Here is a 17,501-nt window from a genome sequence, read left to right on the forward strand (position 1 = left end):
CGCGAGGCAAGTAGGCTGAGCATTTCCGAAAGCCCTGCTTTTTCTCGTGGATAATAGGGTTATTCTTTCCTCTCGGACGGAAGGAAACCGCTATTCGCACGTCCAAGCAAACCTGCATCAGTGTGCGACTCGGCACGACAGGCGAACCTGATTCATGGCAATCGAATATCCGATTGCCATGGCCTCTGCCGAGTGAAACGCATCCTGCAGCTCCGCGACGGATAATTCCATCACCTTGCGGACATCGGCGCAGCTTGCCGCTGCGGCAGACCAAGAAGGACGAAACCGATGAACCTCAACACCATGGCGGCCAACGCCGAACGCATGAAGACCGTCAAGGCCGCCTGGGACAAGGCGCCCGCTGGTCCGAAGAAGGACGCGGCGCTCAAGCATTATCAGGCCGCCGAAAAGGCTCAGACCGCCAAGGATGACACCGGCTGCACCAAGGCGCTCGACGCCGCTGTCGCTGCGCTCGCCTGATCTGACAGGGGCCGGCCCGGTGCAAGACTTGCCGGGGCGAGCCCTTCATCCCATTTCCAGCCGGAGAGCCGATCATGACCCGCTTCCCAAATCCCGACCGCTTGACGACCCTCATTCTGCGGTCACCCAGCCTGACCGCGACAACCCTGATCGCGGCGATCCTTTCCATCGCCACCTTCGTGCCGGCCGCCGTCGCCTCGGATCACAAGATGGTCAAGGAAATCGACGTGCAGATCGACCTTGCCGCACTGACCAACGCCACGGCGGCCAAGCATTTCGCGACAATAGAGGCCGATCTCGAAAATGCCCTGACTGCCCGTATCGTCGACCGTGTGGCCCCCGACGGCATCAAGATCACAGTCGATCTGTCGGAATTCGAGCTGAGCAATTCCTACAAGGAGGCGATGAATTCGGCCGATACGCGGCTGGTGGGCGATGTCAGCTTCTCGGACGCCAACGACAATTCCAATTTCGACCACTGGCAGCAGACGGTCGACGTGAATTCGAGCGCCGGATTCCTGCCCGAGGGGACAGACCTGTCTACGCTGAGCCCCGACAGCGATGTGTACTACAAGGCGATGATTTCTTCCTTTGCCGATGCCGTGGTCCAGCGTCTCGGCAGGTGACACTGCGCCGGAAACTGCCGACGGAACGATGGGGGGATTTCGATCCCCCTTTTCACGTACCGCCTCTCGGCCCGCGAGTTGTGCCATGCGTCAGCCCCGTTCTCTTCGTCCCCCTGCCTCCCGTCGCGACTCGCCCGGATAGCCGATCGAGCCGCGCACGCCGGAGGAACGGCCGCTGATCGACCTCTGCCAGATCACCTCTCTGATGATGATCCCCGCCGGCGCGGATGGCGAGCAAGCGCCGGGTCTTGCGCCGAAGCACCCGCTGCGGCTCTGGTCGGCGGGCCGCATGACGGCGGCGGCCGCCTGCGCGGCGCTCGGGCTGCCCGACCCGCGCAGCGCTGTCGATCGCGGCCGCGCAGGCCGGCGTGCAAAGGCCGACCGATGCGCCGGCGGCCGATGCGGACGGCGCTGGGACATCCGGCGGAACGGCCGGCGGCCGCGGAGCGGGGTGGCGCCGAGCCGCCGGAGGCGAGCCGGTATGCCTGGCTGCGCGGCATATCGACCTGCCGGTCGTTCGCGGATCGCATCCGGATGCGATCCGTCTTTCCGACGTGCCGTCAGCGCTCCGCGCGGAGTTCGGCCGCTCTATGGTGGGGGCGGCCTGCCCGGCGATCTGGGCCGGGGATCACGCGTATCTTCACGATTGGCGTCTGTTTCCTCGAGCGGAAGACGGCGGGGGCCCATGCCGCGCTGAGGCGGGTCTCGCTCTGCCTCGGCGCGTCGGGACCGGGACCGGGACCGGATGACCTGGCGGGGGTCTCCACCTTTGGCAACTGAGCAAGACCAGGAGCACCGTGCCAAGGTTCGCGGAAAGCGCCGATCCGCTGAGCATGCACAGCATTGCCGCCTTGATAATCAGTGGCTCGAACGCGCGGCCGACGATGAACAGCGACATCGTGAAACCGATCCCCGTGAGCAACGCCCCGGCTGCGACGAAGGCAGGCGGCCACCGTGGTCACGGCGGACGCAGGACATCACGCAAGCGCCTGGATCGCCGCGTCGAGTTCCGTATCGGAATCGGCCTCCCTCATGGCATGACGCGCGTGCTCGGCGGCGGCGTAATGCTTGAAGGCTTCGTCTTTCTTCGGTCCGGGCGGCGCCTCCATGCAGGCATTCCGGACAGAGATCATCTTGATCGAAGGGCTTGTCATGTCGAGCATCGCGTTCCTCCTCTTTTCTGGATTATCCCGAAACAAGAGGCGTGCAAGCATAAGGACGTACCGGGTTGCCGCACACCCACACACTTCTCGGGTGCTTTGAAAAAAATGCCTCCAGATATTCGGGTGCACGTCCCATTTTGCCGTCGTACAAGCGCCGCCGGACTGATGCAGGTTAGTTAGATCATGTGTGTCAGACGAAGCTGATCCAGGTAAGTGCAGCGGCCCCCGCATCTGCGAAGATCACATTGCCGGGACAGCCTGCCGCCCGCGCGCGATTCCGGCCGCGCGCCGCGCCGCTTCGGCGGGCGCGGCTTTGACAGGCGCATGCATCAAAGGACCCTCATCATGACACAGTCGAGCATCATTGGCGTCGTCGCACTCGCCGTCGGGGTCGCGCTGCTGTTCTTCGCCTGGAGGGCGTCGAATGCGCCTGTCGACCAGGTGTCCGAGGCGCTGACCGGCCGCTTCACCGGCAATACGATGTGGTATCTGATCGGCGGCGTTATCGCTGCCGTGGCCGGCGTCGCGCTGCTTTTCCGCGGCTTTGCCAGCGCCTGATCCTCGTCACGGCGATCCCGGCAGAGGTCCGGGCCGTCAATTGTCAATCGTCGGGCCGTTGTCGGCCCGGCATGACCCACTCACAGGGAACCAATTCAATGTCTCTCATCAATCTGGTTGTTACCCTTGTCATCGTCGGCGTCGGGCTGTGGGCGATCAACACCTATATTCCGATGGATCGGAAGATAAAGCAGATCCTGAACGTGGTCGTCGTGATCCTCGTCGTCCTCTGGCTTCTGCGGGGCTTCGGGCTTCTGGGCAATGCCGGTGCCATAGGCGTCGGTGGCTGAGACGATCCCCGCCTCGCCGCTGAATCTTTCCGGGCCCGTCATACTGTCCACGCTGGACGAGGTGCGCGCGCGTCTCGACCGGGCTGCGGCCGGTGCCCCCGTCGACCTCTCGGCGGTCAACCGGCTGGATACGGCGGGCGCTTGGTTGCTGGGATCGACGGGACGCCCGGTGACCGGCGCAGACGAGGCGCAGAGCCTGCTGATGCGCAAGGTGCAGGACGCCATGCCGGTGGTGGACGAATCCGCAGCGCGCGCGCGATGGCGCGCGACCGATATGCTGGCCGGTGTCGGTCTGGCCGTGCAGGGATTTATCGCCGCCACGGCACACAGCCTGGGCTTCGTCGGCCTTGTCATGGCCCGGCTGGCCGCCACGCTGGCAAAACCGCGCCGGCTGCGGCTGACGGCTATGGTCCACCACATGCAGGCGGTCGGGCTGAACGCCGTGCCGATTGTGGCGCTGATGGGATTCCTGGTCGGGGTCGTGCTGGCGTTCCAGGGCGCAGCGCAGCTGCGCCAGTTCGGGGCCGAGGTGTTCGTGGTGGACCTGATCGCGGTGTCGATCCTGCGCGAACTGGGGATCCTTCTGACCGCGATCATCGTCGCGGGTCGGTCGGCCTCGGCGTTCACCGCCGCCATCGGCTCGATGAAGATGCGCGAGGAGATCGACGCCATGCGCGTGCTCGGGCTGGACCCGATCGAGCTTCTGGTGCTGCCGCGCCTCTTGGCGCTGATGATCATGTTGCCCATCCTCGGTCTTGTCGCCGACCTGTCGGGCCTGTTCGGCGGCGGGCTCATGGCTTGGGTCGAGCTTGGCATCTCGCCCAGCCAGTTCCGCACGCAATTGCTGGCCGATGTCGACGCGACCCAGGCGCTGGTCGGCCTGTCCAAGGCGCCGGTCTTTGCGGCGATCATCGCGCTGGTGGGCTGCCAGCAGGGTTTGATGGTCAAGGGCGATGCGGAATCGCTGGGCATGCGGACCTCGCGTGCGGTGGTGATCGCGATCTTTCTGGTGATCGTGGTGGACGCGCTGTTCTCGGTGTTCTTCGCGGTCTGGGGGGTGTGATGGAAGCCGAGACGGTCATCGAGATCCGCGGGTTGACCAACCGGTTCGGCAAGACCGTAGTGCATGACAACCTGTCGCTCGACGTGATGCGCGGCGAGGTGCTGGGTGTCGTGGGCGCCTCGGGCAGCGGGAAATCGGTGCTGCTGCGTAGCATCGTGGGGCTGATGACGCCCAGTGCCGGGCAGATCACCATGCTGGGCACGGACGTGCTGCGTGCGAGCGCCGCCGACCGGGCGGCCGCCAGCGCGCGCACCGGCGTGATGTTCCAGGACGGCGCGCTGTTCTCGGCGCTGAGCGTGCGCGAGAATGTCGAGGCACCGATGCGCGAACGGCTGGCGGTCGACGCGGAAACCCGGCGGGCACTGGCCGATCTGCGCATTTCCATGGTCGGCCTGCCGCCCGAGGCGGGCGATCTGTTTCCCGCAGATCTTTCGGGCGGCATGCGCAAGCGCGCGGGGCTGGCGCGTGCGCTGTCGCTCGACCCCGAGATCCTGTTTCTCGACGAACCGACGGCGGGCCTGGATCCGATCGGCGCCTCGGCCTTCGACAGCTTGGTGACATCAATGCGCGCGACCCTCGGCCTGACGGTGTTCCTGGTGACCCACGACCTCGACACGTTGCAGGCTACCTGCGACCGGATCGCCGTGCTGGCCGAGCGCCGCGTGCTGGTCAGTGGCACAATGGCCGAGTTGCGGAACGTGGATGACCCCTGGGTGCATTCCTATTTCCACGGCCCGCGGGCGCATGCAGCCCTTGCGGCGGCGGTCGGCTGATGGAAACGCGTGCGCGCTTCGTGCTGATGGGCCTGTTCACGATCGTCGGCTTTCTGGCGGCCCTCGGCTTCGTTCTGTGGCTGGCCAAGGTCCAGATCGACCGGACCTATGCGCAATACGACATCCTGTTCGGGACCGTTGCGGGCCTCAGCCAGACCGGCGCCGTCCGATATAATGGCGTGGATGTCGGCAAGGTTCTGACCATTGCGCTGGACCGTGACGATCCCGCATTGGTGCGGGTGCGCATTGAAGTCCTTGCCAGCACGCCCGTCCGCACCGACACGATCGCGACACTCGCGGCGCAAGGGGTGACCGGCGTCGCCTTCATCGCACTGGAAGGCGGCAGCGCCGACGCCGACGCCATCGCACCCGTCCCTCCGGCCGATGTTCCGGTGATCCGGTCGGAGAGGTCGGTCGTGCAGGACCTTATGGTGACCGGACCCAACCTGCTGGCCGAGGCGACGGCCCTGATCTCCGATGTCCGGGGCTTCGCCGCCCCAGCGAACCGCGATGCCATCGCGGGCATCCTTTCCAATCTTCAGGACGCCACCGGACGGATCGACGCCCTTGCCACCCGCGCGGTGCGGACCCTGTCCCGGGTCGACGCGGTCCTCGATGCAACCGAGGCCGGGCTGACCTCCACGAATGGCCTTCTGGAGGGCGACGTGCCGGCGCTCGTCGCCGATCTGCGGGCTGTCGCCGGCAGCACGGGCGCGGCGATGGACGGTATTCGCGGGGCCACTCAGGGAGCTCTGCCGCGGCTCTCGGCGCAGATCGGCACGCTGATCCAGGATGCGAGCGGGGTGCTGGCGCGGTTCGATGCGCTCGCACGGCAGATCGGAAGCGACCCCGGCCGCTTCCTGCTGGGCAACGAGACGCCGGAATACAGGAGGTCCGAATGACCCTTTCGCGCCGCAACTTTCTGTCCCTTGCCGCTGCTGGCGGTCTTTCGTGCTGCGGCACCGTGTCGGCGGTGTCGCGGGCGAGCGACCCGCTCGACACCTACACGCTCTCGCCGCTCCAGCCGGACGGGTCGCGGTCGGGTCGCGTCGGCCACCTGGTCGTCGAACTGCCGACATCGGGCGGTGAGTTGTCCACGGACCGCGTCCTGATCAAGATCACTCCCCGGCAGGCCGAGTACCTGCCCGATGCCCGCTGGTCCGAACCGACGCCAGCCATGGTGCAAACGCTGCTTGTGAACTCCCTGATGAACCGGGGCGAGATACGGCTCGTGACCCGCATCGGGGCGGGGCTTGCGCCAGACCGCACCCTGATGACCGAAATCCAGGCATTTCAGGCGGAACTGACGGGCCCGGGTCGGGCGCAGACCCGGATCGCGCTGTGGATGGCCCTGATCCGTGAATCCGACCGGCGTGTTACGGGCACGAGCCGCTTCATGGCGACCGTGGCGGCGCCCTCCGACAGTACCTCGGCGCTGATCGCCGGGCTGGACGCGGCCATGCAAGCCATCCTCGGAGACGTGGTTGGCTGGGTCACGCTGAACGCGGTGTCGACATAATCTGCGGGATCGGCGCCATCGGCCCGGATCCGCTCGACCAGGCCGGCGAGCATCGTCTGGTCCCAGTCGACGCGCTTGGGCAGCTCGGCGACCACGGTGACCGGGCCGTCCCGCAACCGGACGGTGCCGGTGTCCTTGCCATCGGCGGCCTGTGCTCCGAAGAGATCCCTGAAATGCGGAGACGAATGCGCAACTTGGCCGAGACGGAACTGGCGGGGAACGAGCTCACCATCTTCTGCAGCGAGCACTGCCACAGCCGTCTGGTATCGTTGGCCGAGGTCGCGCGCCTGAAGGCGTTCCTTGGGTACCGCGCCCGAGGTGGTTCACCCCCCGCGAAGGAGGCTCGCGTAGAGCCCGGCCCGGTCGACCAGTTCGTCGTGCGTGCCTTGCTCGACCAGGTGTCCGGCCTGCATCACGATGATCCGGTCGGCACCCCGGATCGTCGAGAGACGATGCGCGATCGTGATCGTGGTCCGACCCTTCGACAACGCATCGAGCGCCAGCGACATGGCGCGTTCGGTGCGGGTGTCCAGGGCACTCGTCGCCTCGTCGAGCAGCAGGATCGGCGGATCGCGCAGGATGGTCCGGGCGAGCGCCAACCGCTGCTTCTCGCCGCCCGAGAAACGATGGCCGCCCTCGCCCACCAGAGTGTCGTAGCCATCGGGGAGCACCACCACATGATCGTGAATCTGGGCTACCCGTGCGGCGGCGATCAGGTCGGCTTCGGACGCATCGGGTTTGGCAAAGCGCAGGTTCTCGGCCACCGAGGCGTGGAGAAGATACGGCTCCTGCGACACCACGCCCAGCATCTGCGCCAGCGTGTCGAAGCTCAGGTCGCGCAGGTCCACGCCGTCGAAGCGGATCGCTCCGCCGTCGACGTCATGGAGCCGCGCAAGAAGATAGCCGAGCGTCGTCTTGCCCGAGCCCGTGGGCCCCACGATGGCTATGCGGCTGCCCGCGGGGATGGTCAGGCTGACGTCATGAACGGCGGGGCGGCCGCTTGGGGCATAGGCGAAGCGGACGCGATCGAGCTGGACTTCGCCCCGCATCCGGGCGCGCGGCAGGATGACCGGGTCCGCGCGCTCGGTGATTTCGACCGGCCTGTCGAGATATTCGAAGATGCGGGCGAAGAGCGCACGCGCCTTGCGCATGTCGCGGCCGATCTCGAGCAGTTGCTCGAACGGCCAGAGAAGTTGTTCCTGCAGGGCGATCATCGCGACCAGCGTGCCGATGCTGGCCGGATCGTCAGTGCGCATCAGCAACCCGCCGGCCAGCAGCGTCAGCGCGGGCAGAACCGCCAGCGCAAAGCCGATCAGCATCCATTGCCACTCGCCGGCCGTGTGCGAGCGTACCTCGAGCCGCGCGAGATCGCCCGAGATGCGGGTGAACCGCTGCGTCAGGTGCGGGCCGCGCGCCATGGTACGGGCCAGGATGACACCCGGGACCGACAGGGTTTCCTGCACCACCGCTGACAGGTCGGCGGCCCGGGCCTGCCGCTGCCAGGTCAGCGCCTCGCGCAGATGGGCGACGCGGTGGCTGATCAGCACCGTTCCCGGCACGATCAGCAGCACGAACACGGCCAGCCGCCAGTCGAGGATCAGGATGGCGACGGCGGTCATCGCGACCGCGCTCAGTGCGCGGCCGAGGTCGCTGCCGGTCTCGGTCATCAGCGATTGCAACCCCGAGATGTCGCCTGCGACGCGCGACTGCACCTCGCCGGTCCGGGTGCCGGCGAAAAAGCCCAGCGACAGGCTTTGCAGATGGGCGTAGAGCCTGACCCGCAGGTCGTGCAGGATCGCCTGCCCGATGCGCGAGGTCAGCACCACCTGCAGCGCCCCCACCGCGGCGGCAGCCAGCGCCACCGCGACCATCCCCGCCACCAGCCCGAGCAGCAGCGTCAGGTCGTGCTGCGGCAGCGCCACGTCGATCACGGCGCGCAGCAGGAAGGGACCGGCCAGCCCGATGGCCGAGGCGAGGATCATCAGCGCCGCCACCCCGGCGATCCGGATGCGATAGGGGGCAAACAGCCCAAGCACGCGGCGCACGGACACGTGGCGGGCGGCGAGATCGCCGTAGGCGGCGCTGTCGTCGGGATCATCGGACATGGGGATCTCGGGCTGATCGGGGGGATGGGCGGCGGGGCAGGCGGATCTCGACGGCAAGGCCGGGCGTGTCGGAGGCCAGGATCAGCGCCTCGCCGCCATGGGCGCGGGCGATGGCGCGCACGATGGGCAGGCCCAGACCCGAGCCGCCAAGGCTGCGCCCGCGCGAGTCGTCGGCGCGCCAGAACCGGTCGAAGGCGCGGGCACGGCCGTCCTCGGAAATGCCGGGACCGCCGTCAGTGCAGCGAAAGACCACATCGGTGCCGTCGATGGCGGTCTGCACCTGAACCGGCGCGTGCGGCGCGTAGCGGCAGGCGTTCTCGAGCACCGCGACGAAGGCCTGCCTCAGCCGCGCCCCGTCGGCAAGGGTGGCGGCCGGGTCGAGGTTGCGCGTCACCGCGATGCCCGCCGCGGCCAGTTCGGCTTCCAGCGCGGTCAGCGCGGCCGCGGCTTCGTCGGCCAGATCGATCGGGGTAAGGGCCAGATCCAGCTGTCCTGCGTTGCTCAGCGCGAGCGTGCGCAGTTCCTCGACGATGCCGGACAGGTCGTCTACATGCGCAATCAGCCGACAGTAGAATTGCGGGCCCGGCTCGAACACGCCGTCAAGCAGCCCCTGCAGCCGCCCGCGCAGGATGGTCAGCGGCGTGCGCAACTCGTGCGCGATGGCGGAATTGGAATAGGCAAGCTCGGTCTCGGCATGTTGCAGGCGCTCGGCCATGCGGTTGAAGTCGGCGACCAGATCCCGCGCCTCGCCGAAGCTGCCGGGCGGCAGATCGGCCCGGGCCGAGAAGTCGCCGGTGGCGATCCGGCGCGCGGCGGCGGCGACCGTCTTGAGCGGCGCGATGATCCGGCGCGCCAGTCGCCAGCCGATGAGCGAGGCCGTCATGAGCCCGAAGCCCAGCACGAGCCCGACCATCACCGTGTCGCCCAGCCGCCAGCTCTCGTCAGGGGTGGCCTGCGGATAGAGCCATTCGTAGATGACGAAGAAATAGGCCATCATCCCGACATAGACGACGGCAAAGGCCGTCAGCGTCAGCCCGATCATGGCGAGGGTGATGCGGGAATTGAGGCTGCCGCCGCGTTCACGGTGCATCGAACGCCTCCAGCCGGTAGCCCACGCCGCGCACGCCGCTCAGCAGCCCCTCGGCCCCCGCCGCGGCCAGCTTGCGGCGCAGGTTGCTCACGTGGCTGTCCACGGTGCGGTCCAGCGCCTCGCTTTCGGGCAGGCAGGCGTCGACCAGATCCGCGCGCGCGAAGGCGCGCCCCGGTGACGCGGCCATGTGGGCGAGGATGCGGAACTCGGTCGGCGTCAGGTCCAGCGGGACGGGACCCCGGCCGGCCTCGACCACCGCGCGGTGCGCCTGCGGATCGACCGTCAGCGGCCCAAGGCGGAGCAGGGTCTCGGGCCCCCGCCCGAGGGTGCGGCGCAGCACTGCCCGCGCGCGGGCCACCACCTCAAGCGGATTGAAGGGCTTGACCACGTAGTCGTCCGCGCCGATGCGCAGCGCCTGCAGCTTGTCCAGATCCTCTGCCAGCGCGGTCACCATGATCACCGGCGTCGCGCCCCGGCGCCGGATCGCCGCCAGCACCTCGTAGCCGTCCTGTCCCGGCAGCTTGATGTCGAGCACCACCAGATCGGGCCGCAGCCGCTGGTGATGCGCAAGGCCCGTGGGCCCGTCGCCCGCGCAGATCACGCGGAACCCTTCGCGGGCGAAATAGGTCTCGAGGATCTCGGCGATCTCGGGTTCGTCTTCGATGATCAGGATCAGGGCGTTGGTCATGGCTTTGCGGTCCGGACGGGAGGGCCGGACAGGCCGGGGGCGGAGAGGCCCCGGCCGATCCGGCTGACCATGACATAGAGCACGGGTATGAAGAAGATCGCCAGCACCGTGGCCGAGACCATGCCGCCGAAGACGCCGGTGCCGATGGCGTTCTGGATCTCGGATCCGGCGCCGCGGGCGAGCATCAGCGGCACCACGCCGAGGATGAAGGCGAGCGAGGTCATCAGGATCGGCCGCAGCCGAAGGCGCGCCGCGCGCAGGATCGCGCGATGCGGCCCCACGCCCTGGCTGCGCAGGTGGCGCGCGAACTCAATCATAAGGATGGCGTTCTTGGCCGAGAGACCGATGATGGTGACGAGGCCCACCTTGAAGAACACGTCGTTCTCGCCGCCGCGCGCCAGCACCGCCAGCACCGCGCCCAGCACGCCCAGCGGCACCACCAGCAGCACCGCCAGCGGGATCGACCAGCTTTCGTAAAGGGCGGCCAGCACCAGGAACACCACCAGCATCGACGCCGCCAGCAACATCGGCGCCTGACCGGCCGACTGCTTCTCCTGCAGGGACTGTCCCGTCCATTCCAGCGCGAAACCCTCCGGCAGCGCCTGCGCCAGCCGCTCCATCTCGGCCATCGCGGCGCCGCTCGATGCGCCCGGCGCGGCCGAGCCCGAGATGCGGGCCGCAGGATAGCCGTTGTAACGCGCCAGTTGCAGCGGAGCCGTGGTCCAGACCGCCGTCACCACCTCGGACAGCGGCACCATGCCGCCTTCGATGTTGCGGACCTCAAGGCGCAGCACGTCGTCGACATGCATCCGGGCCGATGCGTCGGCCTGCACGATGACCTGTTGCAGGCGTCCGCCGTTCGGGAAGTCGTTGACATAGCCCGAGCCGATCGCGGTCGAGATCGTGTCGTTTATGGCGGTGAAGGACAGGCCAAGCGCCTGCGCCTTCGGCCGGTCGACCTGCAGCTCGATGCTGGGGCCGCCGGGCAGCCCCTCCGACATCACGTCGCTGAGCAACGGGCTTTCGGCGGCCAGCGCCATCAGCCGGTCCTCCGCCGCCTTCAGCGCGGCGGGGCCGGCGTTGGCGCGGTCTTCCAGCCGTAGCGAAAAGCCCGAGGTCGTGCCGAGCGACTCGATCGCCGGCGGCTTCAGGATCATGACCATGCCTTCGGGAACATCGGCCATCGCCGCCTCGGCCGCGGCGATCTCGTCGTCGACGGTCGAGCTGCGCTCGCCCCAGTCCCTGAGGCTGGTGAAGGCCTGCGCGGCGTTGGGGCCCGAGCCCGAGAAGCCGAAGCCCAGGATCACCGTGTTCTCCACGATGTCGGGTCGGGTGGCGGTGTAGGCCTCGTAGGCGGCCACGATGGCGCGCGTGCGTTCGGCCGTCGCACCGGCGGGCAGTTCGACGGCGGCCATGAAGCTGCCCTGATCCTCGTCGGGCACGAAGGAGGTCGGCAGGCGCTGGTAGCCCACCGCCAGCACCGTCAGAAGGGTGGCATAGAGCACCAGCATCCGCCCGCCGCGGCGCAGCCCCCAGCCGACCCAGCCGGTGTAACGCGCGCTCAGCGCCTCGAACCGCCGGTTGAACCAGCCGAAGAAGCCCCGCGTGGCGTGACCCGTTCCGGGCCTCAGGAGTGTGGCGCAGAGCGCGGGCGTCAGCGTCAGCGCCAGAAACGCCGACAACAGGATCGAGACCGCCATCGACAGGGTGAACTGCCGGTAGATCGCGCCCACCGATCCGGCCGCCAGCCCCATCGGGATGAAGACGGCCGCGAGGACGAGCGTGATGCCGACGATGGCGCCCGAGATCTCGTCCATGGCCTGGCGGGTGGCGGCGCGGGCCGACAGGCCATGCCGGGTCATGATCCGCTCGACGTTCTCGACCACGACGATGGCATCGTCAACGATGATGCCGATGGCGAGCACCATGCCGAACATGGTCAGCACGTTGATCGAATAGCCCGCGACGGCCATGACGGCGAAGGTGCCCAGAAGCGCGATCGGCGCCACGAGGGTCGGGATCAGCGTGTAGCGCAGGTTCTGCAGGAACAGAAACATCACGAAGAAGACCAGCACCATCGCCTCGATCAGGGTGCTGATCACCTTGGCGATCGACACCTTCACGAAGGGCGCGGTGTTGTAGGAGATCGACAGCTCCATGTCGCCGGGCAACGCGGGGCGCAGCTCGGCCAGCCGCGCCTCGATGGCGGCGGCGGTGCGCACGGCATTGGCGCCGGGCGACATCTGGATCGCGGCGGCGGCGGCGGGCTTGCCGTTGCTGCTGACGCTGAAGGCGAGTGTCTGCGCGCCCGACTCCACCCGCGCCACGTCGCCCAGCACCAGCCGCGACCCGTCGGCCTCTGCGCGCAGCGGGATGGCGGCGAAGGCCTCGGGCGTGGTCAGCTGCCCGCGCAGGATCAGCGGCGTCGACAGGCGCGTGCCGGGCACCGTCGGCTCTTCGCCGACACGGCCCGGCGTCGTGGGCGCGTTGTCGCGCGCGATCGCCTCGGTCACGTCGGTCATTGTCAGACCGTAGGCCGCCAGCTTCGCCGGATCGACCCAGACCCGCATCGCGCGGTCGGACCCGAAGGGCTGCACCCGCCCCACGCCGGGGAGGCGCTTGAGCTCTTCGGCAAGGGTGCGCGACAGGTATTCGCCGAGGCTCAGCTCGTCCGTTGCGCCCTCGCGCGACTTCAGCGTGATCACCATCAGGAAACCGGACTCGGCCGCCTCGACGCCGATACCCGCGCGGCGCACCGGTTCGGGCAGCAGGGCTTCGGCATTCTTCAGCCGGTTCTGGACATCGACCTGCGCCATCTCGGGATCGGTGCCGGGCTTGAAGGTCACAAAGACATTCGCGCCTCCGGTCGAATCCGCGGTGGATTCGACATGAAGCACGTTCCGGACGCTGGAGAGTTCCTTCTCGATCGGGCGGACCACGCTGTCGTTGACGGCCCTGGCATCCGCGCCGGCATAGGTGGCAAAGATGCTGATGCCGGGGGGCGCGATGTCGGGGAAGCGCGCCACCGGAAGCTGCGGAATGGCCACGAGCCCGGCCAGCGCGATGAAGATCGCGATGACCATGGCAAAGATCGGGCGGTCGATGAAGAAACGGGACATGGGATCGGCTCGGGCTTCAGTTCTTCACGGAGGCAGGGGCTGCATCGGCGGCCATGGCCGCCACGGGAACCGGCACGCCGTCGGCCACGCGGTCCTGCCCGCGGATGGCGATCACCTCGCCGGGCCTCAGCCCGGAGGCGACCACCAGGCGCCCGCCGATGGCGTCGCCCAGCGTCACGGGGCGCCGCGCCGCCCGGCCATCGCCGGATACGACCACGACCTGCGCCTGGCCCGCCTCGTCGCGCAGCACCGCCTCATCGGGGACCAGCAGCGCCTCGGGAAGCACGCTGCGCGGCAGCCGGGCGCGGACATACATGCCGGGCAGCAGGGCAAGGCCGGGGTTCTCGACCTCGACCCGGACCGAGACGGTGCCGGTGCCCGGATCGACGATCACGTCCATGGTTTTCAGCTGTCCCTGCCGTAGATGGGGCCGGTCTCCGTCCATCAGGATCTCGACCCCGCCCAGCCCCGCTGCGGCGGCGGTCCGGATGGCGTCGAGCGAGGCCGCGGGCAGGCGGAGATCGACATGCACCCGGTCAAGATCCTGCACCACGGCCAGCACCCGCTCGGCGCCCGGCGCCGCAAGCCCCCCGACATCGGCCAGCCCGCCCGCGACATGGCCCGCGATGGGGGTGCGCAGCGTGGCAAACTCCAGATCCAGCCGGCGGCGATCGACGATGGCCTGCGCTTCGGCGCGGTTCGCCTCGGCCAGCGCCAGATCGTTGCGGGCGGCGTCGTTCTTCTCGCCGCTGGTGGCGTTCTTCGCCATTAGCGCGTCCGACCGTTCCAGACCGCGCCGTGCATGGGCCTCCGCGGCCTTGGCGCGGGCAAGCCCCGCCTCGGCGGTCGCGAGATCGGCCTTCAGCGGCGCGGGGTCGATGCGGAACAGCACGTCTCCGGCCGCGACCCGCATCCCCTCGGTCACCGGCCGCTCCAGGATGATCCCGCCCACCTGCGGCCGAATCTCCACCCGTCGCCACGCCGCGACGCGTCCCGGGAATGTATCGGAAAGCACGATCCGTTCAGGCGTCAGGGTGACGAGCGTCAGCTGGACCGGCCGGTCGCCAGCCGGCTCGGCCCCGGCCAAGACCTCGACGGCGGAAGCGAGGGTCGGCGCCGCAGCAAGGCAGCAGATCAGAAGTAGCCTTGGAACAAGCAGGCATGTCATGTCGGAAATCCACGGATCGGTTCGGCTGCGCCAGATGACATGCCGGCGTTGACGAAACGGGGAGGTTCCGTGGAGGTTTCGTGGAGGTCCGGGAAATTGCTGCACAGATTGATCCGGTTCGCGCCCGTTCGCTTCGTCGGCGTGAGCGGGCGGTTTTGCGGAATGCTGCGGAGGCAATGCCGCAGAGCCAGCGGTCCGCTTTCCGCCCTTCCGTCGCCGGAATGCTACTGATGCGCGTGCAGCCGTCATCACCGGCTTTGCCGCACCCAAAGATCAGCAGGCTGGACGATCCTCTGGCGCCCCGGATAAACAACTCGAATGGCACGCAAACCTGCCCTTTCGCGTGAAGCTCTCGAGGCCCTCGGCGCATCTCGCCTCGCGGCCCTGATCGCCGAGGAGGCGTCCGGCAACGCTGCGTTCAAGCGCCGGGCGATGGCGGCGCTGGCAGGTCAGTCCGGGGCGGGGGCGGTTGCGAAGCTGATCGATCGGCGGCTCGCGGGACTGGCGCGGGCGCGGGCGTTCGTGGACTGGGACAGGGAGCGGGCGTTTCGGGACGATCTGGCGGCGCTGGTCGCGAGCATTGCCACCGAACTCGCCGCGGCCGATCCCGCCATGGCCGCCGACCGCCTGCTGCGCTTCATCGCCACCCATGAGAAGGTTTTCGAGCGGATCGATGACTCCAGCGGCCGCATCCAGGATGTCTATGCCGATGCCATCGACGCGCTCGGTCCGGTCTCGGCACAGATGTCGACTGCCGAGACGAGCGGCTTGCCCGCGCAGATCATGGCCGCGCTGGGGGAAAGCGAGCATGGCTATCTGCCGAAGGCGGCCGATCAGGTGATCCCGCATCTGCCGCCCGCCGCGCGAGCGGAATGGGACGCCGATCTTGCCGCGCGTATCGCCGACCGGCATGCGGCGGAGGCCGGGCAGCGGGCCTCCGGCCGCTGGTTCCATTCGATGACCGAGCAGTGGCGCCAGATGCGGCAGGCGCTGGCGCGGGCCGGGGGCGACGTCGATCAGGTGATCGCGCTGGAGCGCGAGAAACCCGAACAGTCGCGCGACTGCCTCGGGATTGCGGCGCAGCTGCTGGCCTCCGGGCGCGTCGCCGAGGCGCTGGACTGGGTGCGCGCGGGCGGCACGCGGCGCCACATCGTGCTGATGGGGCTCGACGGCGAGGACGAGACCGATGCCAGCCCGGCGGTGCACCAGGCGCTGCTCGAGGCCGAAATCCTGACGGCACTGGGGCAGGTCGACGCCGCGCAGGCGCTGCGTCGGCAGCGGTTCGGCGAGACGCTGGCACCCGCGCTCCTGCGCGCCCATCTCGAGGCGCTGCCGGATTTCGAGGACATCGAGGCCGAGGAGGCCGCCTTTGCGCTGGCGCTCGACCATGCCGATCCGATGGCCGCGCTGCGCTTCTTCCTCGCCTGGCCCCGCGACGATCTCGCGGCGCGGGTCGTCATCCGGCATCGGGCGGCATGGTCGGGATCGGACTGGCACATCCTGCCCCCCATCGCGGACCGGCTGCAGCACGAAAGCCCGCTTGCCGCGACGATCCTCTATCGGGCGTTGCTGGACGACATCCTGGCACGCGCCCGGTCGAAGGCCTATGGCCACGCGGCGAAGTACCTCGCGGCCCTCGATCGGCTCGCGCCCGACAGCGACGCCGCCGGTGAGCGGCCCACCGATCTGCCGAGTCATGCGCAATACCGCGAGGGACTGCACACGACGCACGGGCGCAAATCAGGGTTCTGGGCGCTTGTCGAAGGCGGGGTCACGCGCGAGGACCCGGCGCACCGCAGCGCTCGCAGACCGCGCTGGACGGCTGAATGAGCTGCCTCTGTGTTGGGTCTCTGCCGAGTTGCGACACCTGAGCAACATCGCCGGTGCGATCTCGAGCACGCGGCCAGCGCCCGAAAAGCTGCACCTCATCGTGCCGCCCTGGGGCATCTTGCGCACCAATCTCCTCGTGCGGTTGATCCAACCGGAAAGGCCAGTTCCTGAAACCCTGATTCGACCCCGAGATCTTCGACCGCCTACAGGCCATGGCCCCCCAGCCGCCCAGTCACTACGGGGCGGTCTCCGGACCTTCGCTGCGTGGGCGAAGCGGCTCACCACGATCCGGAAGAGCTGCCATTCCGCTGCGCCCGTGGCCGACCGTCGACTTGATCTTTCACCAAAGATTCGTTGCGCCGTGCCCAAGCGGCTGCAATGCGCAGAGAGCGAGCCTTGCAAAGTGCCCTGCGATACCCGGGATAGACCGCGAAGGCCTTGCTCTCGTTCTGCGGTGCGGCCCGCCGAACGAGACCTGCGCCGCGCCTGCGGAATCTGATCGCGGTTTTAAGACCGCATCGCATCGCGGGACCGAGGGGTCATTTCATCGGACTTGTCAGATGCCTCCGGTGAACGATCCCAGCCGGTTGCGCGCTACACATCGCCACCACAATCGCCCAACCCACCGCGCGAGATGAACGCTCTGCACGAACCGAGTCCTCGGCCTGCGCCGATTGGCGTAAACAGCTCCCGGGCGCCAGAGATGGCTGGATCACCGCTCACTGACAGGTCATCGCGGCCATCTGATTGATGGAACCCTTTGTCTTGATCATTTAGGGCTGTGGTGCCGCCACCACCCGGAGATCGCCCGTGCCGAGCGACGCGACACTCGTTTTCTATCTGATGGGCCTGGCCGCAATCATGATGGCGTCGAACCGGGTCCGCTATGACCTGATCGCGCTTTTCGTGCTTGTGACCCTCGCCCTTTCGGGAATTCTCAGCCCAGCCGAGGCTGTTGCGGGGTTCGGGGCAACCATCATCATCATGGTTGCGGGATTGTTCGTCGTCGGCGAGATGCTGGAGCGGACC

Annotated in this window: 16 protein-coding genes and 1 pseudogene; 10 read left to right on the forward strand and 7 right to left on the reverse strand. The window is 68.3% G+C overall.

Annotation, left to right across the window (positions count from 1 at the left end; genetic code table 11):
• Positions 1–288 precede the first annotated feature (288 nt).
• Entirely contained in the window at positions 289–480 is a 192-nt protein-coding gene (locus EV655_RS16920) for a hypothetical protein (RefSeq protein WP_132546539.1), read from the forward strand.
• A 101-nt stretch (positions 481–581) separates the two neighbouring features.
• Positions 582–1,106 carry a hypothetical protein gene (locus EV655_RS16925; RefSeq protein ID WP_132546540.1) on the forward strand — a complete coding sequence of 175 codons (525 nt, stop codon included), beginning with the start codon at positions 582–584 and terminating at the stop codon, positions 1,104–1,106.
• 640 nt (positions 1,107–1,746) lie between these two features.
• Here the strand turns inward: EV655_RS16925 and EV655_RS19125 are convergent.
• Both EV655_RS19125 and EV655_RS16935 read right to left on the reverse strand, forming a co-directional pair.
• Positions 1,747–2,031 (reverse strand): annotated as a pseudogene (locus EV655_RS19125) (Na+/H+ antiporter NhaA); the annotation flags it as partial.
• 52 nt (positions 2,032–2,083) lie between these two features.
• Positions 2,084–2,269: a hypothetical protein gene (locus EV655_RS16935; protein WP_132546542.1), complete on the reverse strand. Its 186-nt coding sequence runs from the start codon at positions 2,267–2,269 to the stop codon at positions 2,084–2,086.
• Positions 2,270–2,614: 345 nt separating this feature from the next.
• Here EV655_RS16935 and EV655_RS16940 point away from each other — a divergent pair, with 345 nt between their 5' ends.
• The 6 genes from EV655_RS16940 (at position 2,615) to EV655_RS16965 (ending at position 6,472) form a co-directional block, all read left to right on the forward strand.
• The gene (locus tag EV655_RS16940) at positions 2,615–2,827 is read left to right on the forward strand and encodes a DUF3185 family protein (RefSeq protein ID WP_132546543.1); all 213 of its coding nucleotides are present in this window, start codon (positions 2,615–2,617) and stop codon (positions 2,825–2,827) included.
• A 98-nt stretch (positions 2,828–2,925) separates the two neighbouring features.
• Positions 2,926–3,117 carry a Thivi_2564 family membrane protein gene (locus EV655_RS16945; protein ID WP_132546544.1) on the forward strand — a complete coding sequence of 64 codons (192 nt, stop codon included), beginning with the start codon at positions 2,926–2,928 and terminating at the stop codon, positions 3,115–3,117.
• A complete protein-coding gene (locus EV655_RS16950; RefSeq protein ID WP_243645124.1) occupies positions 3,110–4,180 on the forward strand; it encodes an MlaE family ABC transporter permease in 1,071 nt (356 codons plus the stop codon). Before EV655_RS16945 ends, EV655_RS16950 begins: the two co-directional genes overlap by 8 nt.
• Positions 4,180–4,953, forward strand: coding sequence for an ABC transporter ATP-binding protein (locus tag EV655_RS16955; protein WP_132546545.1), 774 nt, complete (start codon positions 4,180–4,182; stop codon positions 4,951–4,953). The genes EV655_RS16950 and EV655_RS16955 overlap by 1 nt, the downstream gene beginning before the upstream one ends.
• Positions 4,953–5,855: an MlaD family protein gene (locus tag EV655_RS16960; protein ID WP_132546546.1), complete on the forward strand. Its 903-nt coding sequence runs from the start codon at positions 4,953–4,955 to the stop codon at positions 5,853–5,855. The genes EV655_RS16955 and EV655_RS16960 overlap by 1 nt, the downstream gene beginning before the upstream one ends.
• On the forward strand, positions 5,852–6,472 hold the full coding sequence (locus EV655_RS16965) for an ABC-type transport auxiliary lipoprotein family protein (protein WP_132546547.1): 621 nt from the start codon (positions 5,852–5,854) through the stop codon (positions 6,470–6,472). Before EV655_RS16960 ends, EV655_RS16965 begins: the two co-directional genes overlap by 4 nt.
• Positions 6,473–6,795: 323 nt before the next feature.
• Here the strand turns inward: EV655_RS16965 and EV655_RS16975 are convergent, their stop codons facing one another.
• Genes EV655_RS16975 through EV655_RS16995 form a run of 5 tightly spaced genes read right to left on the reverse strand, consistent with a single transcriptional unit; the run spans position 6,796 to position 14,642 of the window.
• Complete coding sequence (locus tag EV655_RS16975) at positions 6,796–8,577, reverse strand: ABC transporter ATP-binding protein (RefSeq protein WP_132546548.1); 1,782 nt, start codon at positions 8,575–8,577, stop codon at positions 6,796–6,798.
• The gene (locus tag EV655_RS16980; RefSeq protein WP_132546549.1) at positions 8,567–9,667 is read right to left on the reverse strand and encodes an ATP-binding protein; all 1,101 of its coding nucleotides are present in this window, start codon (positions 9,665–9,667) and stop codon (positions 8,567–8,569) included. The genes EV655_RS16975 and EV655_RS16980 overlap by 11 nt, the downstream gene beginning before the upstream one ends.
• Positions 9,657–10,355: a response regulator gene (locus EV655_RS16985; protein WP_132546550.1), complete on the reverse strand. Its 699-nt coding sequence runs from the start codon at positions 10,353–10,355 to the stop codon at positions 9,657–9,659. The genes EV655_RS16980 and EV655_RS16985 overlap by 11 nt, the downstream gene beginning before the upstream one ends.
• Positions 10,352–13,474 (reverse strand): multidrug efflux RND transporter permease subunit, encoded by a 3,123-nt coding sequence (locus EV655_RS16990; RefSeq protein ID WP_132546551.1) that lies wholly within the window; start codon positions 13,472–13,474, stop codon positions 10,352–10,354. The genes EV655_RS16985 and EV655_RS16990 overlap by 4 nt, the downstream gene beginning before the upstream one ends.
• Before the next feature lie 16 nt (positions 13,475–13,490).
• Positions 13,491–14,642, reverse strand: a complete 1,152-nt coding sequence (locus EV655_RS16995) for an efflux RND transporter periplasmic adaptor subunit (RefSeq protein ID WP_132546552.1) — start codon at positions 14,640–14,642, stop codon at positions 13,491–13,493.
• A 318-nt stretch (positions 14,643–14,960) separates the two neighbouring features.
• Here EV655_RS16995 and EV655_RS17000 point away from each other — a divergent pair, with 318 nt between their 5' ends.
• Positions 14,961–16,472 carry a DUF6880 family protein gene (locus tag EV655_RS17000; protein WP_132546553.1) on the forward strand — a complete coding sequence of 504 codons (1,512 nt, stop codon included), beginning with the start codon at positions 14,961–14,963 and terminating at the stop codon, positions 16,470–16,472.
• 843 nt (positions 16,473–17,315) lie between these two features.
• Positions 17,316–17,501: SLC13 family permease (locus tag EV655_RS17005; protein ID WP_279389351.1), on the forward strand; the 186-nt coding region annotated here is incomplete at its 3' end.

The sequence above is a fragment of the Rhodovulum euryhalinum genome, assembly GCF_004342445.1.
In the GTDB taxonomy this organism is placed as follows: domain Bacteria; phylum Pseudomonadota; class Alphaproteobacteria; order Rhodobacterales; family Rhodobacteraceae; genus Rhodovulum; species Rhodovulum euryhalinum.